Raw genomic sequence first — 23,913 nt, forward strand, 5'->3', positions numbered from 1 at the left:
CCCTAAAGCTCTTTAATAACATTTTTGTGCAAATATGCCCAATTGGTCAAGGCATTGGTAGTGGTATTTTCAATTTCCAGTTTCATGATTATATTGCTTCGATGCTTCTCTACCGTGCGAATTGAAATAAAAAGTTGTTCTGCAATTTCGCTGCTGCTCATTTGTTCCGCTACTAACTTTAAAATCGTTTTTTCAGAAGAGGTTAAATGCTTTATTTTTTTTAAATCTTCTGAAACGGTTGCTAATGAAGAGGCGGCAAACGAGCGGCTAAAGCATACATCATTATTTAATACACATTGAATACAATCTTCAATTTCAGAAAATGAGTCTTCCTTCAGAAGATATCCATTTATTTGAAGTGCTTTGGCCTGGGATAGGTAGTCATTCTCTTTATGAAAGGATAAGATTATAAACTTAGTGTCAACCTTCTTTTGTTTGGCCATTTTTATAACTTCAAAACCCGTTAAAAGTGGCATATCAATGTCAAGAAGAGCTATGGTTGGATTATGTGTTAAAATAAGTTCCAGCGCCTGCATGCCATTGGCCGCTTGGCCCAAAACATTATAGTTATTTGCCTGTAGCTCATCATGCAGTCCTTTTAAAATCATAGGATGGTCATCTGCAATAACAACGGAAATTTTACTCTTTTCAAGCATTTATATCGGGATAATTAGCGTTATGGTTGTTCCTTTATTGATTTGACTTTTTATATCAATTTTTGAGTGTAAAATTTTTGCGCGTTCCATTAAAGTTTTCATCCCGAGGCTAGTACTGGTCTTTACTTTTTCCGAAATTTCAAAGCCTTTTCCATTGTCTGCAATAGTAGCTTCAATGGTATGACCCTTTTTTTCAATTGTAACCGAAGCGGCTTTGGCTTCAGCATGCTTCACCATATTGTTTAAAGTTTCCTGAATAATCCTATACAAATGTAATGATGCCTCTCTACTTAACAAAGCGTCTATATCATCAATTTCATGGGTAAAGAAAATATTTGTGTTAGAGTCCACTTCATCAACCATATTTCGAATGGCAGCCGTGGGACCCAAGCGTTCCAGTGTTGAAGGATGGAGACCTCTCGAAATTGCACGTAGTTCTTCCAAAGTATTAGCCGCTAAAAACTCCATTTCTTGGTTGCCGTTTGTTTTGGTTTTTTTTGTGAGCAGCATCAATTTTTGTCCAACGCTATCGTGAAGCTCGCGCGCCACACGCGTACGTTCTTCTTCTTGCGCTTTTATGAGATTGTGGGTATAGGCTTCGTTTCTTTTTTGTTCTGCTTTGTTTTTGAGATAATAAAATAAAAAAACACTTAATGATGAAACAGATAATAAAGAAACCCAAAAAAACCAAGTTTTCCAAAAAGGAACAGTTATCACAAATGCATATTGAAAAGGTTGGTTTTGCCATATACCATCACCATTGTCTGCAGTAAACTCAAAAGTATAGTCACCTGGCGGAAGATAAGAAAACACTGCGATAGGGTCTTTTGTAGGTTGGGTCCATTCATTTCCATCCCGAAGTCCTTTCATTCTATATTTATAGTGAACGTTTTCTGGGTTGGTGAACGTTATCGCTTCCATTGAAAAGCTTAAATAGTTTTTTTGGTGGGGAAGAACAATGCCTTTGCCGGTTTTGTAAAGACTATCCTCTAAAGGTTCTGAGAACAGAAGAATTTCCGAAAGATCCAGTTTTGGAGGTTGCTTATTTGGAAGATATGCTTCTTCATTAAAGGCAAGCATTCCGCTGAGGGAAGTGGTTAAAAGAGTTTTGTCTTCTGTAATTAAAAGCGAATTGAAATCTATGTCATTTTCTAAAAAATGGGACACAGTGGCATATTTTTTTGATACAATGCTATCTTTTTGTAACAAAAGTTCCAAATCAACTTTCAGCAACATATCTCTGCCAGCCAACCATAAATTTTTTCCATCAACCTTCAATGCCCGAAATTGTTTTAAGGAGGCAAATCGATTCATCTCAAAAGTCTGAATTTTAAAATGCTCGTTCTGAAGTGTTATGTGGTATAATTTTTTTTCGTTTCCAGCCAGTACTTCATTTGCATTAATGGCATCCAAGCTTCTAAAGTCATTGTGCAAATTGGGATGAAGTCCAGGAATGGTATCTGTTTTTCTATCATTCATTTGAAACAGACCTCCGATTTTGCAAAGTATATATCGATCTGCGATAGGCGCAATGGTTATAGCTCTTCGAGATTTTATAAAATAGGTTGAATCTAATGTCAAAACTTTAATTTTATCGGTACCAAAAAGAAAAGTTTTATTCTGCTCTTTGAACAAAAGGTTATAATCGCCCTCATCTATTAATCTAGGCCTGGGGTTGCTCTTTGAATGCTCAAAAACTGCTGTTTCTGTAGTATAGAGAAGGTTATCATTTGGTGTAACAAATAGATTCTTTATTGCACCACTTTTAGTGATGGGCCGAATTTTCTTGTGTTCATCTAATGCAAATACGCCGTCATTTGTGGCCATGAGCAATTCCCCGTCCCATTCCACAATTGCATTTACAGATTTGGACGGCAACCCCTGTGTGTCATCATAAATTTTGAAAGCCGTATCCCTAAACCGTATAATACCTTCGCCATAACTGGTCATCCAGTAATTGCCTTCAGTATCTTTAATCATTCGATAAATGTATTTGGAAGGAAGACCTTGTGCTTCATTAATGACCTCTAAATCTCCCGTTTGCTTCTTGAATATTCCAAAGCCATTGCCTTCAAAACTTAAAATGAGCTCGTTTTCATTTTCTTCGAGAATTCCATAAACACGGTTTTCGTCAAAATCCTCTTGCTTGAATTTATACTTTGTAAGCTTCCCGTTTGATATTTTATATAACTCGCCATAAGCACCCACCCAAACATCCTTTTTACCATCCACAAAAACTGAATAGCAAATGTTGTTTATCCCGTCTTTTTCATTGTAAATGTTTTCAATTTTTAGAGGATTAAGTGACATTTTAAAAATTCCCCTATTAGATGAAGCTATATATAAAGTATTGTCATCATGCCAATCTGCACTTTGAAGCCCGGAGATTTGGTTTCCCTCAGTTCCTTTTAGCAAATACTCCAGCTTTCCGTTTTTGTAGGTCACTATGCCTTTTACGAAAATGATATAAATAGTACCGTCGCTACCTTCCAAAATATAGGTGGCACTTCCCAAAAAGTCAAAATCAACACCTTTTGGGTTTGTAATTTTTCCGTTTTCAATAATGCTTATACCATTATCCAGTGTTCCAGCCCAAATACGACCCTTGCTATCCTCAAAAATGCTGAAAACAATATTGGAAGCTAAGCCGTCTTCCGTAGTGTAGTTTTTAAAAGTTTTTCCGTTAAAACAACTTATTCCGCCCGTAGTACTTACCCAAATTTTGTTACGGCTATCTTGTAGGATAGCATAGGTTTCGTTGTTAACCAATCCTTCTTCCGTTTTATATTTTTTAAATTGGTATCGTTGTGCGGTGGAAACCAACGAACAAAAACACAATAAAAAAAATGTGAGGAATAAGCGTTTCATTTAGCGAAGGTTTGTAGCGTAAATATATTTATTTTAGCGGAACTATTATGGCCAAAACAAAATCAACCTTTTTCTGTCAGAATTGTGGTGCCCAATTTGCCAAATGGCAAGGGCAATGCAATTCTTGTAAAGAATGGAATACTATTGCCGAGGAAGTAATCCAAAAAGCCGAAAAGGTAAGTTGGAAATCTTCCGAAACCAATTCAAAGAGAATTGCCAAGCCGCAACGTATTTCAGAAATATCTACCCAGGCCGAAGCCCGGTTAAATACTAAAAACAACGAATTAAACCGCGTCCTCGGCGGCGGATTGGTACCGGGCTCCCTAACACTTTTGGGCGGCGAACCGGGTATCGGTAAAAGTACGCTGATGCTACAGATTGCGCTCCAACTTCCGTACAAAACGCTTTATGTTTCGGGGGAAGAAAGTGCCCAACAAATAAAAATGCGCGCAGAACGTATTCAACCTATTTCTGAAAATTGCTACATTTTGACAGAAACAAAAACGCAAAATATATTTCGAAATATTGAAGAAATTGAACCAGATATTGTGGTAATCGATTCCATTCAAACCTTGCACACCGACCATATTGAAAGTACTGCAGGAAGTATTTCCCAAATTCGGGAAACTACCGCAGAGCTTATAAAATTTGCAAAGGAAACCGCAACGCCCGTCATTCTCATTGGCCATATTACAAAAGACGGCAACATTGCCGGACCAAAAATTTTGGAGCATATGGTAGATACGGTGCTCCAGTTTGAAGGCGATCGAAACCATATTTATAGAATTTTGCGCGCCAATAAAAATCGCTTCGGTAGCACCAAAGAATTGGGTATTTACGAAATGCAGGGCAGTGGCTTGCGCGAAGTATCAAACCCTTCGGAAATTTTGATTTCAAAAAATGATGAAGACTTGAGCGGGACTGCAATTTCCGCAACCTTGGAAGGCATGCGCCCCTTGATGATAGAAATTCAAGCCTTGGTTAGTAGCGCCGTTTACGGCACTCCACAACGGAGCGCCACTGGCTATAACGCCAAACGCTTAAATATGATTTTAGCAGTTTTGGAAAAACGCGCAGGTTTTAAACTTGGCGCAAAAGATGTCTTTTTAAACGTAACTGGCGGAATCACCGTTGACGATCCCGCGATAGATTTAGCGGTGGTAGCTGCGGTACTTTCCTCAAATATTGACATTGCGATTGACAAACGCCTCTGCTTCGCTGCTGAGGTTGGTCTTGCGGGAGAAGTTCGCCCCGTTACCCGTGTGGAGCAACGTATTTTGGAAGCGGAAAAACTTGGTTTTACTTCAATAGTAATCTCAAAATACTGTAAAATTCCAAAGAACAATTTTCACATAAACGTCATCAAAGTGGCAAAGGTGCACGATGTAGTGCATCATCTTTTTGGTTGATTGTGGTATAATTTCTGCTATTTTAGCATCACTATGAATTTGAGATGTTACTTTATTACCCTCTTTTTCGGAATGATGCTTATTGGCTGCAAGCAAGTACGCAAAGCAGCTGATGTAATCGTGCAGCCAACCGCCCGAGAGGTTTACGAACGTAATTTTTCAAAAAACGATTCACTATTGCTTCAGTGGAAAAACGCTTTTAAAAATGCAAAACACGACAGTATCCAAATCACTCTTCCGTATTCGGAAAGCGGCATTTTTTCTGAAGAATATTTCAATGTTTACAGCTACAACATTCAATTGAAAGAAGGCGAGCGCATTGTGGTGGAAGTTGAAAAACAGCTAGAGTCGGCTTTGGTATTTGTCGACTTATTTCAAGCGAAGACCGATTCCCTCCAGTCTTTTAAACTTTTAAAAAGCTCCGAAAACAAAAAGGCAACTCTATTGCAGGAAATCGAAATACCCGGGTTTTACAAAATCATAGTCCAACCACAAATGAAATTGCAATTTCCATTTGTGCTGAAAATTTATACCGAACCTGTTTACACATTTCCCGTGAGTGGCGCTGGAAATAAAAACATCCAAAGTTTTTGGGCAGATCCGCGCGATGCGGGAAGTCGCTCCCACGAAGGAGTCGATATTTTTGCAGCCAAAGGCACCCCGGTTGTTGCTGTTACGGATGGAAGAATTGTTTCTGTAGGCGAGCGCGGTTTGGGCGGCAAACAGATTTGGCTTCGCGATGGTCTTTTTGGGAAAACCATTTATTATGCGCATTTGGACAGTATCGCTGTTTCAGAGGGTAAAAAAGTGAAAATTGGCGATACGCTCGGTTTTGTAGGCAATACTGGCAATGCAAAAACCACGGAACCACATCTTCACTTCGGAATTTATAAATCGCGCGGCGCTGTTAATCCGCTTTCGTTTATTAAAAAAACCGAGATACAACCCAGTGAAAAACCTTCGACAATTATTAAGGCAGTCACTTTAAAAAACCGCGCTGACGTTCACAAAGGTCCTGCTTCTGTTTTTGAGCAATTTGGAAGTCTGAAAAAAAACGATACCCTAATCGTTTTGGGTAAAAACCAAAAATGGTATCATATTCAAACTCCAGATAGTTTAAAAGGCTACGTAAACGAAACCGAAATAAAGCCACTTCCTCCAAATTAACTTTTTTTTAGCCTTAAGAAATGTGCTTAATGGTATCTTTAGAAGTCAATTCTAAAAAACTATTATGTCCTTCTTTTCAAAAATAAAACAGACCATTCACTTAATGCGGGATATTGATCTGGATGCGCTGGGGAAACTTTCGCAAAAAGTAGATCTTTCAGAAATTATGAAAACCGTTGGTGAGCTCGATGATCGGCAATTGGCAGGTTTGATGAAGATGCTGAAACACAAAAGCGGAAAAAAAGGACAACACAAACTACCGCCCATTGATGGCGATTTTTATGATTTGGCATTAAAACTAACTCCTGCGCAGCGTGAACTTCAAATAAAAGTACGCAATTTTATGGAAGATGAAATAAAGCCGATAGCCAACGAATACTGGAACAAAGCCGAATTTCCCTTTCAAATTATTCCAAAAATGGCAGAATTGAACATTTGCGGACTTACCTATGATGGTTACGGAACTCCTTATGAAACCTATGTAATGGAAGGAATTATTGCTATGGAACTTGCCCGTGTGGATGTTTCCATTTCTACTTTTTTTGGGGTTCACAGCGGATTGGCGATGGGCTCCATCTATATATGCGGCAGTGAAGAACAAAAACAGGAATGGCTCCCCAAGATGGCAAAGATGGAACTTATTGGCGCCTTCGGACTTACGGAACCCGAAGTGGGTTCAGCAGTTGCGGGTGGTTTGGGAACTACCTGCAGACAGGAAGGCGATGAGTGGGTTTTAAACGGACAGAAAAAATGGATCGGGAACGCCACCTTTGCAGATGTTACTATCATTTGGGCGCGCGACGAAACTTCCGATCAAGTGAAAGGTTTTTTAGTGCGAAAAGGGAACCCAGGTTTTAAAGCTGAAAAGATGGAAAATAAAATGGCGCTTCGCACAGTGCAGAATGCACTGATAACCTTGACGGATTGCCGTATCCCCGAAAGCGACCGACTTCAAAAATGTGATTCTTTTAAAGATACCGCAAAAGTATTGCGGATGACACGCGCTGGAGTGGCTTGGCAAGCCGTGGGATGCGCGCGCGGTGCTTATGAAGCTGCGCTGAAATACACCAAAAAACGCGAACAATTTGGAAAGCCGATTGCTTCCTTTCAGTTGGTGCAAAATCATTTGGTTGAAATGGTGGCCAATCTTACAGCAATGCAAACCATGTGTTTCCGACTTTCCGAATTGCAAGACGAAGGTTTGTTGACTGATGAACACGCCTCGCTCGCAAAAGTATTTTGTAGTATGCGAACCCGCGATGTGGTAAGCCAGGCCCGCGAGGTAATGGGTGGCAACGGAATACTTTTGGAATACGACGTTGCCCGTTTTGTAGCGGATGCCGAAGCAATTTACAGTTACGAGGGAACCAAGGAAATCAACTCGTTGATTGTTGGGCGGGCAATTACTGGTTATAGTGCGTTTGTGTAAAAAAGCCCCCTAACCCCCGAAGGGGGAACTTGTACTCGAACTCCTCCCCTTCGGGGAGGTTGGGTGGGGCCATTCCCCCTTCGGGGGTTAGGGGGCCTATGGTGCCGGATTAGGAATTTGGTTATGTACCGCCTCAATCTCCTTTAAAATTTCTTTCGAAAGTGAAACATGGATGCTTTCAATGTTTTCCGAAAGTTGTTTAATTGAAGTGGCACCAATAATTGGAGCGGTTACAAATTTCTTCTGAAGGATAAATGCCAAGGCCATTTGCGCAAAACTTAAATTATGCTTTTTCGCTATTTCATAATATTTTTCGGTGGCTTCCAAAGCCTGTTTATTGCTATAGCGACTGTATTGTTTAAATTGATTGATGCGTGAATTTGCATCAGCCGTTCCATCTAAATATTTGCCCGTGAGCGTTCCAAAACCGAGCGGCGAATAGGGTAAATACCCAACATTTTCACGTTGAAGTATTTCACTTAAACCAATTTCATCTTTTCTATTCACCAAATTATAAGGATTTTGAACCGAAACCATTTTCAATTTTCCTTTCCGTGCTTCTTCCATACAGCGCATCACGCCAAAAGGGGTTTCGTTTGAAAGCCCGACGTGGCGAATTTTTCCTGCTTTCACCAATTCTTCCAAAGTATTTAAAACTTCTACAAAATTATCGCTCCATGCTTCATTTTGTTTATGGGTATAATCGCGCTGTCCGAAATAATTCGTGTTTCGTTCCGGCCAGTGAAGTTGATATAAATCGATATATTCGGTTTGTAATCTTTTTAAACTTTTATGAATCGCATCTTCCAAAGATTTTTTACTGAAATCCAATGGTTGGCGAATATGATCCATCGAACGACTGGGCCCGGCAATTTTGGTAGCCAAAACCAAGTCCTCCCGATTTTTCTTTTTTACAAGCCAATTACCAATATATGATTCGGTTCTTCCCTGCGTTTTTGGGTTTGCGGGAACGGGATACATTTCGGCACAATCAATAAAATTGATACCTTTTTCAATGGCGAAATCAAGCTGTTCGTGGGCTTCTGCTTCTGTATTCTGCTGACCCCAAGTCATAGTGCCAAGGCAGAGTTTGCTAATTTTTAGGTTTGTATTTGGGAATGTTGTGTGCTTCATTTTTAAAATTCAAGTTCTACCAAATGCGGGCAATGATCGCTGTGCATTGCATCGGGTAAAATTACTGCTCGTTTTAGGTTTTTCAACAATGGTTCTGAAACCAAATTGTAATCTATACGCCATCCTTTATTATTGTTTCGGGCGTTGGCACGGTAGCTCCACCAGGTGTAATTATTCGGTTCTTTGTTGAAATGGCGAAAACTATCAATAAAACCACTTTTCATAAAACCGTCCAGCCATTTCCTTTCCACAGGCAAAAAACCGGAAACATTTTTATTGCGAACAGGATCGTGAATGTCTATCGCTTCGTGACAAATGTTGTAATCACCACAAATCACTAAATTTGGTATTTCTTTTTTCAGGTTATCAATATATTTCTGGAAATCGTCCATATATGTAAACTTGTGTTCCAAACGAGCAATGTTTGTGCCGCTTGGCAAATACAGGCTCATCACCGAAACAGTATCAAAATCCACACGGATGTTTCTTCCTTCGGCGTCCATATATTCTATGCCGGTGCCATATTCCACGTGGTTCGGTTTTATTTTTGAAAAAATCGCCACCCCACTGTATCCTTTTTTTACAGCACTGTACCAATAATGATACGGATAGCCAGCTTCTTCGATTTCCTCGATTTCCACTTGGTCAAAATTGGCTTTTGTTTCCTGAAGGCATATAACATCTGGGTTTGCAGCTTTCAACCAATCAATAAAACCTTTGCGCATCGCGGCGCGAATTCCGTTTACGTTATATGAAATGATTTTCATTGTAAGTAGCGTTTATTAAAGGCCACTAAGTTAATTAACATTGTATTTTTACACGGCCCACGCCCGTAAAGATTTTCATAATATATTCACAAAATATAATCGGCTACATTAAGTTATATTGGTAATGAAGTTATACCTGTCTGTTTTTCTCATTTTTATTGTGGCTGTTGGCTATGCGCAGGATATTTCTTCCAACTATAAAGAGAAAAAAGTAGCACTAAGGGATACAGTGGTTTTGGATAGCGCGGGCATCAATCCAAAGCGGTTTGCAATTCTCGATAAGGATGGAAATTCACCCGATCCTTTCAGTTATCGAATAGATTTTAAAAAGGGATTTATTGTTTTTTCTGAAGAATTGCAGCAACAAAACGATTCACTCACCATTCAATATTTGCAGTATCCGGAATTTTTAACGCGGGAATATTTCGCCCTCGATCCAAAAATTATTGTTGAGAATACCGGGCAAATAGACAAATTGTATTCGCTGGATGAAAGCACGAATAAAAATGTTTTCACGCCCTTTGATGGTTTAAATACTTCGGGAAGCATTTCGCGCGGCATTACTATTGGCAACAATCAAAATGCGGTGGTGAACAGCGAACTCGATCTTCAAATTACAGGAAAATTGAGCGAAAAGGTTTCCATTCGGGCCTCTATTCAGGATGCAAATATTCCAGCGCAGGAAGGCGGCTATTCGCAAAGTTTGAATGAATTTGACCAAATTTTCATCGAACTTTTTGGAGAAAATTGGAACATTCGCGCCGGCGATATAGATCTTCAAAACAGCAATAGTTATTTTGGAAGATTCACCAAAAAGGTACAGGGAATTTCACTCGGAGGAACCTTTAATAACGAAGATGGCTCAAAAATTTCGGCTTATGCTTCTGGAGCTTTGGTACGCGGTGTTTTTTCGAAAAGTGAATTTATTGGGCAGGAAGGAAACCAAGGTCCGTATAAATTGATTGGGCCAAATGGCGAACTTTACATTTTGGTGGTTTCGGGCAGCGAACGGGTTTACGTTAATGGGTTGCTTTTACAGCGCGGCGAAAACGAGGATTATGTAATAGATTACAACGCTGGAGAAATTAAATTCAATCCAACATACCCTATTACCAGTAATATGCGGATTTCGGTGGAGTATCAATATACCGATAGAAGTTACACCCGTTTCATTGGTTATGGGGGTGGAAATTATACCAGTGATAATTTGGACTTGGGCGTTTATGTTTATTCAGAAAATGATGCCAAAAACCAACCGTTGCAACAAAATCTTTCCGAAGAACAAGTGGCTATTTTACAGGCAGCTGGTGATGATCGGGAACTAATGAACGCACCTTCCGCAGTACCTGATACTTATTCTGAAAATAAAATTCTTTATAAAAAGGAAATTATAAACGGCGAAGAAGTCTTCGTTTTTTCAAGCAATCCCGAGGATGAACTTTTTAGTGTACGGTTTTCTCTCGTGGGTCCCAATAATGGCAATTATGTAATAAGTGAAACCAATGCTATCAGTCGTATTTTTGAATACGTAGCTCCCGTTAATGGCGTGCCCCAAGGAAATTATGCACCGGTTATTCGGTTAAATGCGCCAATAAAATTGCAGGTTGGCGGCCTAAACGGAAGTTTTCACCCTTCAGAAAAAACGCGTATTGATTTTGAAGTGGCCGGAAGCCAGAACGACCTGAACCTTTTTAGTGATATTGATGACAACAACAACGATGGTTTTGCAGGTAGATTGGCTTTTAAACAACGGTTATTGACTACGTCAGATACATTGAAAATAGATGGTTTCGGCTCGTTGGATTTTGTTCAAAAAGATTTCAGGACCATTGAAAGGCTTTATAATATTGAATTTAATCGCGATTGGAACCTTATTAACCCTATAGGCAATCAGAGTTTTGTGATTTCAGGAGTTGAGGTGTCTCATCCAAAAATAGGCGGTGGGCGTTATGAATTTCAAAATTTGAATTATTCTGAAAATTTCAACGGGACTCGGCACGTAATCGCTTCAGAAATAAAGCTGAAAAAACTGAGGTTACAGACCTACGGCAGCTTTTTAAACAGCAAGGCAGATTCTATTTCTTCAAAATTTTTCAGATTGAATAATACAACAACCTATTCTTTAAAAAAGGCTTGGGTGGGTGGCAAAGTGGCTTTGGAAGATAATCAAATTAGAGATGTACAGCGCGATAGTATTTCGCCAATTAGTCAAAAATTTGCAGCTTTTGAGGCTTTTACCGGCATTGGCGATAGTACCAAAGTTTTTGTGGAAGCTGGTTACCAGTTTCGGGTGAATGATAGTGTTCGCAATAATGTGCTTCAAAAGGTGAATTCTTCAAATACGTATTATTTAAAATCGCGACTTATAAATACTGAAAACACCCAACTTTCCACCTTTGCGAATTACAGAACTTTAAAATACGAACCAAATCCAGATCCTGGCATTGACCCGAATGATTCGTTGCCAGTAACTATTGATAATCGAGAAACTGAGCGTTCGTTGAATTCTCGAATAATTTACAATCAAGCGCTTTTTGATGGTGGTATTCGATTAAATACCGCATTGGAGTCCAACAATGGAGTGATTCCGCAACAGGAATTTACATATGTTAAGACAGAGCCGGGGCAGGGTGTTTACACCTGGATTGACTACAACAACAATGGTATACAGGAACTGGAAGAATTTGAAGTGGCCCAGTTTCAGGACCAAGCGGAGTATATTAGGGTGTTGCTGCCCAATCAGGTTTTTTTGAAAATCAGACAGAACAAGTTTAGTCAAATTCTTACGTTAAATCCACAAAATTGGTCCAACAAAGAAGGCTTTAAAAAGATACTTTCACATTTTTATAATCAAACTTCCTATGTTTTAGACCGAAAAGTAAAACGAAAGAATGATGGGTTCAATATAAATCCTTTTGAAGATGGAGGCGATGACCAATTGGGGCTTACGCTGAATTTTAGAAATGCTTTGTTTTTCAACCGCGGAAAGCAGCATTTTACCACAAGCTATACTTTTATTTCTACTTCAGCAGATAATTTATTAGCCGTAGGATTGCAACGAAATAATTTGAAGAGTCACCAGCTTAATTTTAATCATAAATTCTGGGAAAGCTGGTTGTTGAATTTAAAAGGCGCAACGGGCAGCAACGAAAGTCTTTCGGAAAATTTTGCGAATAGAAATTACCTTCTCGATTCCTATGAATTCAATCCAAAAATTTCCTATTTGCTGAGCCAACAAACACGTTTTGATGTTTTTTATGAATTCGCCAACCAAGACAATCAATTGGGCGAGATGGAAAAGTTGAACCAGCAGACCTTAGGTTTTTCCTTCGCATACACCAATGCTGAAAAGATTTCAATAAATGGAGAATTCAATTATATAGACAACCAGTTTGAGGGCAGTCCTTTTTCGCCCGTGGCCTACCAAATGCTGGAAGGCTTACAGCCTGGAACCAATTTTACGTGGCGTTTGCTTTTTCAGAAACGGATAACTAAATATTTGGATGCCAATCTTTCCTATTTCGGGAGAAAAAGTGAGACCACAAAAACAGTACATACGGGTAGCATTCAGTTGCGGGCGTACTTTTAATTTTTGTATCTTCATACATCACTTAAAAAATCATAAAGAATGTTGACTAAGATTTCACTTTCGGTATTATTGCTAAGTTTTACAGTTTTATCTTGCGTTTCTTCACAAAACCAATCCCGAAACTTGGAAACCAATAGCGCGGCAGAAATAGAGGCTAAAAAAGCACTTGCGGCACAAATGATAGCCGATGGTTATTTGCCGGGCAGAATTTTGTACTCTGATTTGGCCGATGATTGTGAATACACTATACAACTAAAGGAAGGGGAAAAAGATTTCTATTATGTAGACCCCATTAATTTGAGTGAAAATTTTAGAAGAGACAATCAAACAGTGTGGGTGAAATTTAATGGTCTTCGTAGAATAAACCGTTGTGAAAAGGCCGCTCCGGTTGAAATTACCGAAATTAAGAATCGGGATGAATAATTTATGTGTCAAAAAAAGGAGGATAACCAAATATCCTCCTCCTTCGAAATATAGAATTAACCACTTAAAAAAATTATTCGGATAGCCAGTTTTTGTATGAAATGGTTTCCTTCATTTTTTCTGAAATTTCTGAAATCTTGATACGTTCCTGTTCCATGGTATCACGGTAGCGGATAGTAACGGTATTGTCTTCAATAGTTTGATGGTCCACAGTGATGCAGAAAGGCGTACCTGCGGCATCCTGACGGCGGTAGCGTCTTCCCACCGCATCTTTTTCGTCATAGATTACGTTGTAATCCCATTGAAGATCGTCAATTATTTTTTGGGCAATTTCGGGCAGACCGTCCTTTTTCACCAAGGGTAAAACGGCAGCTTTTACGGGTGCCAAAATAGCCGGGAGTTTCAAAACGGTTCGCACGCTTCCATCCTCCAAAGTTTCATCTTGTAGCGAGTTGCTCAGTACGGCAAGGAACATTCTATCCAAACCAATAGAGGTTTCAACCACATACGGAACATAACTTTCATTTAATTCTGGATCAAAAAACTGTAATTTTTTTCCAGAGAATTTTTCGTGGGCTTTTAAGTCGAAATCGGTACGGGAATGAATTCCTTCCAATTCCTTAAAACCAAAAGGAAAGTTGAATTCAATATCTGCCGCGGCATTCGCGTAATGCGCCAATTTTTCGTGATCGTGGAAACGGTAGTTTTCTTCACCCATACCTAAAGAAAGGTGCCATTTTAAACGGGTTTCTTTCCAATACTCGTACCATTTCAGCTCTTCGCCTGGGCGAACGAAGAATTGCATTTCCATCTGCTCAAATTCACGCATACGGAAGATGAATTGGCGCGCAACTATTTCGTTTCTAAATGCTTTTCCCGTTTGGGCAATTCCGAAAGGAATTTTCATCCTTCCGCTTTTTTGCACATTTAAAAAGTTTACGAAAATACCTTGGGCAGTTTCTGGGCGAAGGTAAAGGTCCATCGCACTTTCTGCGGAAGCTCCTAGTTTAGTGCCAAACATAAGGTTGAATTGGCGTACTTCGGTCCAATTTTTTGAACCCGTTTCTGGATCAGCAATACCTAATTCTTCGATTAAAGCTTTTACGTCTGCTAAATCTTCCTTTTCAAGCGAGCGGGCCATTCGCTCCAAAACGGTACGCTGCTCTTCAAGATAGCGTACTACGCGAGGGTTTGTGGCTACAAATTGTTCCTCATCAAAACTATCTCCAAAACGCCCTTTTGCCTTTTCAATTTCCTTTTGTGCTTTTTGGTATAGCTTTTCGGCGTAATCTTCAATAAGGACATCGGCGCGATAACGTTTTTTGGAATCTTTGTTGTCTATCAAAGGATCGTTAAAAGCATCAACGTGGCCGGAAGCCTTCCATGTGGTGGGGTGCATCAATATAGCAGAATCTATGCCTACAATATTTTGGTGCATATACACCATGCTGCGCCACCAATATTCACGGATGTTTTTCTTTAATTCAACACCATTTTGGGCGTAATCGTACACAGCGCTAAGGCCATCGTAAATTTCACTTGAAGCGAAAATATAACCATACTCCTTTGCGTGGGAGACTACTTTTTTAAATTGATCGTCGTTGTTTGCCATAGCGCAAAAATAAAAAAACCGCCGTGATAAGTTCACAGCGGTTTCATTTATTTTAAAATTACCTACTCTTAATTTTAAAATATAATTATTTAAGCTCCATTGTAGTGGTGGCTATTTGGTTTGACCCATCAAAAAGATTGATGGTATAGCGTCCTTCCACAAGATCTGCTTCAGCTGAATTAACTAAGATACATACGTCCAATTCGTCATTCTCGTAAAATACATTTGTTGAACTGCTATAATTGATGTTTTTTTCCTCAAACTGTTTTACGGCGTCATCTCCCATCATTTTGTTGCGAGGATTTATTACTTGCACGTAAAGTGTACGGTCGCCTCTTTGGGCAATAGCGTTTGGCGCCAAAGTAAAGCACGCTCTTATTTTATCGGCGCGACTGGCACGTTTGGTATCCACAACTTTTCCGCTGTTCCTGATGATTACCGCTTCACCACGAAGATCGGTTGCTTTAACGATAGACCCTTTTTTAATGGTTTCGTTCATTGCCATGTTTTCCTGACTCACCGAATCTACCACCATACGTGTGTTTGAAAGTTCCATCGAAGTGCTATCGCGCTCCATTGCCAATTGCTTGTTGGCCGCAATCAAACTATCGGCACGTTTAAAGAGCATAGACCGTTCCTGTTTAAGTCTACCAACTTCGGCTTTGTATCTTTCAATCAAAGCAACGTTTGCTTTGGCATCTTTAACAGAATCCAAAAGAATGGTTATTCTTTCACGTGCGGCCAATAGATCTTTGTCTTTTAATTCATTGTCCTTTATTACTTCATCATAATTTGCAATAAGACCTTCAAGCTCTTGCTCAATATCTGCTTTTTGCATCTCAAGATTTGATACCGTATTTTTACTATCGTTGAACAACGTTACAGTATAAACGGCTAAGGCAATAAGTAATACTGAAAGTACACCAATCAGAATCTTGAATTTGCCACTATTGTTTTCATTTTCGGTACTCATAATTAATAAGTTAAGTTTAGGTAGTAAAAGTAGGCAGGTATTTCTTTAACAAACGTTTACAAAATGGTAAAAATTCTTAAAATATGTTAAATCTACTGTTTCCAAGGGTTTGTGTGGGTTGCAAGCAACAATTAATGAAGCAGGAAGAGGGGTTGTGTACGGAGTGTACCCATTCGCTTCCAATTGCTTCATTCCACAAAACCGAAAACAATATTTTAAAAGATAAATTTTACGGAAGATTTTTAGTGAAAAATGCTACGGCAGTTATTTATTTTCAGAAAAGAGGATTGACGCAGGAACTTTTGCACAATCTAAAATACCGCGGAAAGAAAGAGGTGAGTACTTTCTTTGGAAAATGGCTGGGGGCAGAACTAGCGGAAATGGATTCCTATAAAAAAATCGATTTGGTTATCCCTGTTCCACTTCATAAACAAAAACTTAAAAAGCGTGGATATAATCAAGTGGAAGGTTTTGGAAAGGAAATAGCCAAAGCGCTGGATGTGCCCTATCGGGATGATGTGTTAATAAAAATTTCAAAATCGGGCTCACAAGTTTTCAAAACCCGAATACTGCGTTTTGAGGCCGAGGAGGTTTTTTCAATTCAAAATCTTGATGCAATAAAACATAAGCACGTTTTATTGGTTGACGATATAATAACCACGGGCGCCACACTGGAAAAGTGCGCGCTCCAACTGCTAAAAGGTGAAAAGGTAAGTATAAGCATCGCCACAATTGCAGTAGCCTAAAGTTATTTGTAAATTGTTGCTACATATTGTTTAATTTTGAACCCGCGCCGCAGCGCCACAAAATTTTAAAGAATACTAAGTGAAACACCGCCTGCTTTACATTCCCATAGCTTTTTTGATGATTTTGTCATTCGTTGACTGTGCAAAAAAAGGATCTCCATCGGGCGGGCCGCGGGATACCATTCCACCTGTAATAGTAAGAAGCAGTCCTGAAAATTACACTACAAATTTTACGGGAGCCGAAATTGAAATCCGTTTTGATGAATACATAAAGCTGAAAGAAGTAAACAAAGAGCTCATCATTTCGCCACCAATGAAATACGCCCCCGTTATTACGCCTTTAAGTACTTCAAAAACCCTAAGGATCAAAATAATCGATACCTTGAAACCAAACACCACGTATTCCTTCAACTTTGGGAATAGTATTGTGGACAATAACGAGGAGAACAAGTTTGATTACTTTAAATATATTTTTTCCACAGGAAGTTATATTGATAGCTTGAAGCTTTCGGGAAGGGTGAAAGATGCACAATTAATAGCGCCCGAAATTCCAACAACGGTAATGCTTTATGAAGTAAACGAGACTTTTACAGATTCAATTATTTATTCTGAAAAACCTACTTACATAACCGTTACCAAAGATAGCACGGGTGTTTTTGAATTGACCAATTTAAAGGAGGGAAAATACCTACTTTTGGCATTGAAGGAAAAGAACAACGATTATATTTTTCAGCCCCAAAACGATAAAATAGGTTTTGAAAGAGAAATTATCACCCTTCCCTCAGATTCAAGTTACACGCTGACGATTTTTAAGGAAACACCTGATTATAAATTTGTGCGCGCAAGCCAAATAGGTAAAAATCATATTGTTTTTGGATATGAAGGCCGTGCAGACAGTTTAAATATTGAAATGCTTTCTGAAATGCCAGAAGACTATACCTCCGCGGTTTTTAAAGACGAAAAAAAGGACACATTGCATTATTGGTTTAAGCCTGCCATTGAAACAGATTCACTGATTTTTAAAGTGACTAACGGAAGTTTTATTGATACCGCTACCGTGCGAATGCGCGAGCTATTTAAAGATTCATTGACTATTTCTGCATTGAAAACCGGAACCGTAAAATTGAAGGATACTTTTAAACTGCGCGCCAATACACCGCTTGTAACCTTTGATGCCGAACAATTTCAAGTAATGGCCAAAGATTCCTCTTTTGTTGAAACGACTGTTAAACTAAATAAAAAGTACAACTGGGCCGAAGTATATTTTCCAAAGACGGAAGACCAAAGCTATCTGATAAAACTCTTTCCGGGAGCGCTGACAGATTTTTTTGAGAAGACGAATGACACCCTCACTTTTAACGTAAACACCCGCTTGGAAAGCGATTACGGCACTTTGAAGCTTAGCTTGCAGAATGTGGAACAGTTTCCTGTTATCGTACAGCTATTGGATACCAAATATAATTTGGTGGCCTCAGAATATCTTTCGGAAAATAAAGAGGTGTTTTTCGAAGCGCTTTCGCCAAATAAATATTTCCTCCGAATTATTTACGACGCCAACGAAAACGGGAGATGGGACACCGGCAGCTTCCTAAACCGAATGGAGCCCGAACGAATTATTTATTATCCAACACAAATTGAAGTTAGGGCCAACTGGAGTTTGAATGAGACCTTTATTTTAAAATAAATTGATCGCGATCGTTTAAAAACTGAAGGTGTTTTCGGTTGTTTTCAATGTGCTCTTTTTCCAAAACAATAGTTTCGGCAAACTCATTTTCAAAATTAGCTGTTGAAACCTGCTTTCCCAAAACATCGTAAACTGCAGAATGGCCAATGTATTCGTGATTATTTCCATCAAAACCCACACGATTTACACCGATGCAGTACGCCATATTTTCAATGGCTCGGGCACGCAATAATGTATCCCAGGCAGGGGTGCGAACTTTTGGCCAGTTGGCAACATAAATTAAAACATCGTAATCTTCCGTATTTCTCGCCCAAACTGGGAAACGCAAGTCGTAACAGATCAAAGGGCAGATTTTCCAGCCTTTGTAATTTACAATCAATCTTTCGGTTCCGGCTTTATAGGTTTCGTTTTCCTTTGCTAAAGTGAAGGTGTGTTTTTTGTCATATTTTTTAAAATTTCCATCGGGAAAAACGAAAAATAGACGGTTATAAAAATTTCCATTTTCAGAAATAATAACACTTCCAGTAATGGCGCAGTTATTTTTTTCCGCTTCGGAAACCATCCACTTAAAAGTTTCGCCATCATTTGGCTCAGCAAGTTTTTTGGCATTCATTGAAAACCCAGTAGTGAACATTTCGGGAAGCACAACCAAATCCGTTTCGCCTTCAATATTTTGAATTTTCTCAGAAAACATCGCGCGATTTGCTTCCGCATTTTCCCAGTGAAGTTCGCTTTGAATAATTGTTATTTTTAAATTTTTGCTCAAACCTTCTTTTTCTTTATTTTCTATTCTTTTTTCTCTTCAAGCAATTCAACCATCTCCCGGTTACCCTGCATTTTTGCGTGGTCTGCAGCCGTCAACCCTCTGTCATCTTTTATGGATTTGTCTGCACCTTTGTCCAAAAGCATCCACGCTATTCCTTTTCGTCCAAAAGTAGCGGCAAAAATTAAAGCCGTAGCACCGTTGAAATTTTTAATGTTGGGATTGGCACGGTGTTCCAACAAAAGTTTCGCAATATGGTCAAAACCTTTAAAGCAAACTCCCATCAAAGCGGTGTTGCCTGATGCGTCCTGCGCATCAATATTTTGCGGAAACTTTAAAATAATTTCTGAAATATCGTACAGCCCATAGTAAGTTGCAAGTAACAAAGGCGTGGAACCACGGGCATCTTTGACGGATGCCAGTTCAGGATTTTCTCCCAAAAGTTTTTCGACTTCAGATAAATCTTCCTGGCGTATGGCGTTAAAAAGTTGTTCCTTCATTTGTTATAAAAGTAAAAAAACAGAGTCACATATTTTGCAACTCTGTTCATTTATAAAAAAATTTGCATTTTGATTATTTTAAATCAAAACGATCCAAATTCATCACTTTGCTCCAAGTTGCAACAAAATCGTTCACAAATTTTTCTTTGGAATCTTCACAGGCATAAACTTCTGCAATTGCGCGAAGTTCGCTGTTGGAACCAAAAATTAAATCTGCCCGAGTTCCGGTCCATTTAAAAGTATCCGAGGCTCTGTGGCGCCCTTCAAAAATACGGTCATCATCACCGACGGCTTTCCAAGTTGTTCCCAAATCAAGAAGATTTACGAAGAAATCATTGGTCAATGTTTCAGGTTTATCGGTAAAAACACCGTGGCTGGAACCATCCCAATTTGTATCCAAAACGCGCATTCCACCCACAAGAACTGTCATTTCTGGAACAGTGAGCGTTAATAATTGTGATTTATCAACCAACAATTCTTCAAAAGAAGCGTGCTGGTTGTTTTTCAAATAATTTCTAAAACCATCTGCAGCCGGTTCCAAGTGTTTGAAGGAATCAACATCTGTCTGTTCTTGTGAAGCGTCACCTCTTCCAGGAGTGAAAGGTACTGTTACATTATGTCCTGCATCTTTGGCTGCTTTTTCAATTGCTGCGCTTCCGCCCAAAACAATCAAATCTGCCATTGAAACTTTTTTGTCGCCACTTTGGTTATTGTTGAAATCTTTTTGAATACTTTCGAGCTTATCTAAAACTTTTGAAAGTTGTTTTGGATTATTCACTTCCCAATTTTTTTGTGGTTCCAAACGAATTCGGGCGCCATTTGCACCCCCGCGCATATCGGAACCTCTGTAAGTTGAAGCAGAAGCCCACGCGGTTGAAACCAATTCAGAAATTGACAAACCTGTATCCAGTATTCTTCCTTTTAATGATGCAATATCCTTTTCGTCAATTAAAGTGTGATTAACCGCAGGAATAGGGTCTTGCCAAAGCAATTCTTCACTCGGAACTTCGGGACCCAAAAATCGAGAAAGAGGCCCCATGTCTCTGTGTAATAATTTATACCAAGCGCGCGCAAAGGCATCTTCGAATTCTTCGGGGTTGTCTCTAAAATGGTTTGAGATTTTTAAATAAGCGGGATCGGTTTTTAAAGCAATATCTGCCGTACTCATCATTAAATCCTGTGTTTTGGAAGTATCGTGCGCCATCGGAGCTTTACTTGCATTGGAAGCCGCAGTTGGTTTCCATTGATGCGCGCCTGCGGGACTTTTGGTTAATTCCCAATCGTAATCAAGCAATACTCTAAAATATTCATGATCCCATTTGTCTGGAGTGGGGGTCCAAGCACCTTCCAAACCACTGGTTATGGTATCATCTCCAAAACCTGATTTATAACTGCTTATCCAACCTTTGCTTTGGTGTTCAATCGCAGCACCAGCAGGTTCCGCAGCAACATACTTTTCGGCATCGCCTGCTCCGTGGGCTTTCCCAAAGGTATGCCCGCCAGCAATAAGTGCTACGGTTTCATAATCGTCCATCGCCATTCTTCCAAAAGTTTCACGAATATCGTGCGCAGAACCAAGTGGATCTGGCACTCCGTTTGGTCCTTCAGGATTCACGTAAATCAATCCCATATGTGCAGCTGCCAAAGGTTTTTCAAGATGCCCTTCTTCATAACGTTTGTCGTTACCCAACCAGGTTGTTTCTGAACCCCAATACACATCTTGTTCGGGTTCCCAAACATCTTCGCGTCCTGCGCCAAAACCGAAAGTTTTAAAGCCCATAGATTCCAAAGCAACATTCCCCGTTAAAAGCAATAAATCTGCCCAAGAAATTTTTTTACCGTATTTCTGCTTAATCGGCCAAAGTAGTAATCGGGCCTTATCTAAGTTCCCGTTATCCGGCCAACTGTTTAATGGTGCAAAACGTTGGTTTGCGGTATTTCCACCGCCACGACCGTCCGTAACTCGGTAGGTTCCCGCGCTATGCCAAGCCATTCTTATAAAAAGTCCGCCGTAATGGCCGTAATCTGCTGGCCACCACTCTTGCGAATCGGTCATTAAGTTTGTCAAATCCTTTTTAAGGGCATCGTAATCGAGCTTTCCAAATTCTTTTTTATAGTCAAAATCGTTACCCATAGGATCCGACTTTGAGCTTTGCTGGCGCAATACATTTAATCGTAGGCTGTTTGGCCACCAATCGCTATTTTTTGTTCCGCCACCTGCAACTTGGTGTTGAATATTTCCAAAGTAGGGACATTGCGCGGCTGCACCGTCATCATTAATTTCCCAAGCCTCGCCCGAATTCCCGCTTTGATTTCCGTTTTTGTGATAATTTTTATCTTTATTATTTTCCATGATTGAAGAATTTTGAAGTGTCTGCTACGAAAATAACAATTAAAAATGCTGAAACCTTAAAAATCAATCGGTTGTTTTAATCTTTGGATTGATAAAACTTATTCTTTGAAGGGAATTTGATAACATTTATAAATTATAGCTGTTGAAGAATTTTAGCAGCTTGTGATAAAGTTTCATCTGTTTTAGCGAAACAAACGCGTATTTGTTTGAAATCTTTTCCTCCTTCGTTAAAAACGGAAGTTGGAATGGTCGCAATCTTATGTTCCTTCGTAAGTCTTTCCGCAAAAGCGATATCGTTTTCAGTTGAAATTTCTGAAAAATCCAGCATTTGAAAATATGTTCCTTTCGATGGAATTATCTTGAATTTGGAACCCTCCATTAAGTGAAGAAAAAAATCCCGCTTTTGCTGATAAAAATCGGAGAGTTTTAGATAGTGGTTTTCATCTTTTAAATAAGTAGCCAACGCCTTTTGAATGGGATGATTTACACAGAAAACCACGAACTGATGCACTTTTTGGAATTCCTTCATCAATTTTTCGGGCGCAGCGCAGTAACCCATTTTCCAGCCCGTATTGTGAAACGTTTTCCCGAAGGAAGCTGTAACAAAACTTCGTGCTGCCAATGCTTCAAATTTTGAGGCACTTTGATGCGAGTTTCCATCAAAAATTATGTGTTCGTAAACTTCATCGCTTAAAATCAACAAATCATTTTTTTCTGCCAAATTCTGCAATTCGAGCATATCTTCTTTTGAAAATAGCATCCCACTTGGATTGTGAGGTGAATTGATGATAATCATTTTCGTTTTGGAAGAAATCTTATCCGAAACTTCCTGCCAATCCACATTATAAAAAGGAGGTTTTAGTTGAATTGGAACAATCTTTCCGCCGAACAATTTCACGGTTGGGGCATAGCAATCATAAGCTGGGGTGAAAATGATTACTTCATCGCCTTTGTCGATTTTAGCTGCGATTATTGTGAAAATGGCCTGCGTAGCGCCAGCCGTAATTGTAATTTCAGTTTCGGGATTGTAAAAACGGTTGTGTAGGGTTTCAATCTTTTTTGAAATTTCCATCCGCAGCTCGAAATCACCTGGCATTGGTGCATATTGGTTATAACCGTCGCTCATTGCTTGGTCCACCAGGGCATTTAAAGCGGGATCGCTGGGGAAGTTTGGAAACCCCTGCGATATATTTAAGGCGTTGTGTTCAGTCGCCATTTTGCTCATTTTGGCAAAAATGGAGGTTTCGATGTTTGGGAGTTTTGAATTAATCATTTTGTCCTGTATTTATATACACCAAAATATCGTTGATGCATTTGTCTAAATTATGTTTTATTTCGTTGGTCCAAAAACGGAAAACAGTAAAACCTATTTCTTCAAGTTGATGGTTTACCTCGCGATCGCGTTGCATATTCCGTTCAATTTTTGGAACCCAAAAGCCACGATTACTTTTTAAGGTTTCTTTGCGTTCCGGCCAATTGTAACCGTGCCAAAATTCGCCGTCAATAAAAATGGCAAGTTTGTATTTTTGAATGGAAACATCAGGTTTTCCGGGAAGTTTTTTACTGTCGATGCGATAACGAACACCTCTTTTCCAAAGCGCTTTTCTGAAAAGCAATTCCGGCTTCGTATTCTTCCCGCGAATTTTGCTCATCATTTTTGAGCGCTTTTTCGTAGTGTAAAAGCCAGATTCTTCATTGAATTTTGGGACTTTTATTTTTTCCTCTTCATAAACCATTCATTTAAAGTATGAATAATCTTTGCTTTTTAAAAGTTAAATATTTTCCAATAAAAAACCCTCATCCCAAAACTTCGGGATAAGGGTTTTATACTTTTCAAATT

General features: G+C 39.3%; 18 protein-coding genes. 7 read left to right on the forward strand and 11 right to left on the reverse strand.

What is annotated here, in order from left to right:
• Window positions 1-2: 2 nt before the first annotated feature.
• Window positions 3-656 (reverse strand): response regulator, encoded by a 654-nt coding sequence (locus AC58DT_RS11100; RefSeq protein WP_497216891.1) that lies wholly within the window; start codon window positions 654-656, stop codon window positions 3-5.
• Window positions 657-3,524 carry a sensor histidine kinase gene (locus tag AC58DT_RS11105; protein ID WP_497216892.1) on the reverse strand — a complete coding sequence of 956 codons (2,868 nt, stop codon included), beginning with the start codon at window positions 3,522-3,524 and terminating at the stop codon, window positions 657-659. It lies immediately after the preceding gene.
• Window positions 3,525-3,571: 47 nt separating this feature from the next.
• Between AC58DT_RS11105 and radA the strand changes: the two genes are divergently transcribed.
• The 3 genes from radA (at window position 3,572) to AC58DT_RS11120 (ending at window position 7,529) form a co-directional block, all read left to right on the forward strand.
• On the forward strand, window positions 3,572-4,933 hold the full coding sequence (radA, locus tag AC58DT_RS11110; RefSeq protein WP_497216893.1) for a DNA repair protein RadA: 1,362 nt from the start codon (window positions 3,572-3,574) through the stop codon (window positions 4,931-4,933).
• Window positions 4,934-4,966: 33 nt separating this feature from the next.
• Complete coding sequence (locus AC58DT_RS11115; protein ID WP_497216894.1) at window positions 4,967-6,100, forward strand: peptidoglycan DD-metalloendopeptidase family protein; 1,134 nt, start codon at window positions 4,967-4,969, stop codon at window positions 6,098-6,100.
• Between the two features lie 64 nt (window positions 6,101-6,164).
• Window positions 6,165-7,529, forward strand: a complete 1,365-nt coding sequence (locus AC58DT_RS11120; RefSeq protein ID WP_497216895.1) for an acyl-CoA dehydrogenase family protein — start codon at window positions 6,165-6,167, stop codon at window positions 7,527-7,529.
• 96 nt (window positions 7,530-7,625) lie between these two features.
• On the opposite strand, the gene AC58DT_RS11125 is transcribed toward AC58DT_RS11120, so the two are convergent.
• Window positions 7,626-8,663 carry an NADP(H)-dependent aldo-keto reductase gene (locus AC58DT_RS11125; protein WP_497216896.1) on the reverse strand — a complete coding sequence of 346 codons (1,038 nt, stop codon included), beginning with the start codon at window positions 8,661-8,663 and terminating at the stop codon, window positions 7,626-7,628.
• A 2-nt stretch (window positions 8,664-8,665) separates the two neighbouring features.
• A complete protein-coding gene (locus AC58DT_RS11130) occupies window positions 8,666-9,430 on the reverse strand; it encodes an exodeoxyribonuclease III (protein WP_497216897.1) in 765 nt (254 codons plus the stop codon).
• 124 nt (window positions 9,431-9,554) lie between these two features.
• On the opposite strand from AC58DT_RS11130, the gene AC58DT_RS11135 reads away from it, so the two are divergent.
• Both AC58DT_RS11135 and AC58DT_RS11140 read left to right on the forward strand, forming a co-directional pair.
• Window positions 9,555-13,019 (forward strand): DUF8818 domain-containing protein, encoded by a 3,465-nt coding sequence (locus AC58DT_RS11135; RefSeq protein WP_497216898.1) that lies wholly within the window; start codon window positions 9,555-9,557, stop codon window positions 13,017-13,019.
• A gap of 39 nt (window positions 13,020-13,058) precedes the next feature.
• Complete coding sequence (locus AC58DT_RS11140) at window positions 13,059-13,442, forward strand: hypothetical protein (protein WP_497216899.1); 384 nt, start codon at window positions 13,059-13,061, stop codon at window positions 13,440-13,442.
• Window positions 13,443-13,515: 73 nt separating this feature from the next.
• Here AC58DT_RS11140 and AC58DT_RS11145 read toward each other — a convergent pair whose 3' ends face one another.
• On the reverse strand, window positions 13,516-15,054 hold the full coding sequence (locus AC58DT_RS11145) for a glycine--tRNA ligase (RefSeq protein ID WP_497216900.1): 1,539 nt from the start codon (window positions 15,052-15,054) through the stop codon (window positions 13,516-13,518).
• A gap of 85 nt (window positions 15,055-15,139) precedes the next feature.
• Entirely contained in the window at window positions 15,140-16,027 is an 888-nt protein-coding gene (locus AC58DT_RS11150; protein WP_497216901.1) for a DUF8428 domain-containing protein, read from the reverse strand.
• An 83-nt stretch (window positions 16,028-16,110) separates the two neighbouring features.
• On the opposite strand from AC58DT_RS11150, the gene AC58DT_RS11155 reads away from it, so the two are divergent.
• Both AC58DT_RS11155 and AC58DT_RS11160 read left to right on the forward strand, forming a co-directional pair.
• Window positions 16,111-16,773: a ComF family protein gene (locus tag AC58DT_RS11155; protein ID WP_497216902.1), complete on the forward strand. Its 663-nt coding sequence runs from the start codon at window positions 16,111-16,113 to the stop codon at window positions 16,771-16,773.
• 79 nt (window positions 16,774-16,852) lie between these two features.
• On the forward strand, window positions 16,853-18,457 hold the full coding sequence (locus AC58DT_RS11160; RefSeq protein WP_497216903.1) for an Ig-like domain-containing domain: 1,605 nt from the start codon (window positions 16,853-16,855) through the stop codon (window positions 18,455-18,457).
• Here AC58DT_RS11160 and AC58DT_RS11165 read toward each other — a convergent pair.
• The 5 genes from AC58DT_RS11165 to AC58DT_RS11185 all read right to left on the reverse strand — a co-directional run bounded on the left by AC58DT_RS11165 (window position 18,444) and on the right by AC58DT_RS11185 (window position 23,809).
• Window positions 18,444-19,223, reverse strand: a complete 780-nt coding sequence (locus tag AC58DT_RS11165) for an amidohydrolase (protein ID WP_497216904.1) — start codon at window positions 19,221-19,223, stop codon at window positions 18,444-18,446. The genes AC58DT_RS11160 and AC58DT_RS11165 overlap by 14 nt on opposite strands.
• Window positions 19,224-19,243: 20 nt before the next feature.
• Window positions 19,244-19,720, reverse strand: coding sequence for an ankyrin repeat domain-containing protein (locus AC58DT_RS11170; RefSeq protein WP_497216905.1), 477 nt, complete (start codon window positions 19,718-19,720; stop codon window positions 19,244-19,246).
• Between the two features lie 73 nt (window positions 19,721-19,793).
• Entirely contained in the window at window positions 19,794-22,073 is a 2,280-nt protein-coding gene (gene katG / locus AC58DT_RS11175; protein ID WP_497216906.1) for a catalase/peroxidase HPI, read from the reverse strand.
• Between the two features lie 133 nt (window positions 22,074-22,206).
• Window positions 22,207-23,346, reverse strand: coding sequence for a methionine aminotransferase (locus AC58DT_RS11180; RefSeq protein ID WP_497216907.1), 1,140 nt, complete (start codon window positions 23,344-23,346; stop codon window positions 22,207-22,209).
• Entirely contained in the window at window positions 23,339-23,809 is a 471-nt protein-coding gene (locus AC58DT_RS11185) for a very short patch repair endonuclease (RefSeq protein WP_497216908.1), read from the reverse strand. Before AC58DT_RS11185 ends, AC58DT_RS11180 begins: the two co-directional genes overlap by 8 nt.
• Window positions 23,810-23,913 lie beyond the last annotated feature (104 nt).

Source organism: Aequorivita sp. CRS11 (assembly GCF_059693805.1).

Bases quoted from the DNA above. Each gene is read 5' to 3' on its own strand.
- katG (WP_497216906.1), bottom strand. From the start codon at position 22,073: ATGGAAAATAATAAAGATAAAAATTATCACAAAAACGGAAATCAAAGC.
- radA (WP_497216893.1), top strand. From the start codon at position 3,572: ATGGCCAAAACAAAATCAACCTTTTTCTGTCAGAATTGTGGTGCCCAA.
- AC58DT_RS11140 (WP_497216899.1), top strand. From the start codon at position 13,059: ATGTTGACTAAGATTTCACTTTCGGTATTATTGCTAAGTTTTACAGTT.
- AC58DT_RS11185 (WP_497216908.1), bottom strand. From the start codon at position 23,809: ATGGTTTATGAAGAGGAAAAAATAAAAGTCCCAAAATTCAATGAAGAA.
- AC58DT_RS11155 (WP_497216902.1), top strand. From the start codon at position 16,111: ATGTTAAATCTACTGTTTCCAAGGGTTTGTGTGGGTTGCAAGCAACAA.
- AC58DT_RS11100 (WP_497216891.1), bottom strand. From the start codon at position 656: ATGCTTGAAAAGAGTAAAATTTCCGTTGTTATTGCAGATGACCATCCT.
- AC58DT_RS11120 (WP_497216895.1), top strand. From the start codon at position 6,165: ATGTCCTTCTTTTCAAAAATAAAACAGACCATTCACTTAATGCGGGAT.
- AC58DT_RS11145 (WP_497216900.1), bottom strand. From the start codon at position 15,054: ATGGCAAACAACGACGATCAATTTAAAAAAGTAGTCTCCCACGCAAAG.
- AC58DT_RS11150 (WP_497216901.1), bottom strand. From the start codon at position 16,027: ATGAGTACCGAAAATGAAAACAATAGTGGCAAATTCAAGATTCTGATT.
- AC58DT_RS11180 (WP_497216907.1), bottom strand. From the start codon at position 23,346: ATGATTAATTCAAAACTCCCAAACATCGAAACCTCCATTTTTGCCAAA.
- AC58DT_RS11170 (WP_497216905.1), bottom strand. From the start codon at position 19,720: ATGAAGGAACAACTTTTTAACGCCATACGCCAGGAAGATTTATCTGAA.
- AC58DT_RS11135 (WP_497216898.1), top strand. From the start codon at position 9,555: ATGAAGTTATACCTGTCTGTTTTTCTCATTTTTATTGTGGCTGTTGGC.
- AC58DT_RS11130 (WP_497216897.1), bottom strand. From the start codon at position 9,430: ATGAAAATCATTTCATATAACGTAAACGGAATTCGCGCCGCGATGCGC.
- AC58DT_RS11105 (WP_497216892.1), bottom strand. From the start codon at position 3,524: ATGAAACGCTTATTCCTCACATTTTTTTTATTGTGTTTTTGTTCGTTG.
- AC58DT_RS11115 (WP_497216894.1), top strand. From the start codon at position 4,967: ATGAATTTGAGATGTTACTTTATTACCCTCTTTTTCGGAATGATGCTT.
- AC58DT_RS11125 (WP_497216896.1), bottom strand. From the start codon at position 8,663: ATGAAGCACACAACATTCCCAAATACAAACCTAAAAATTAGCAAACTC.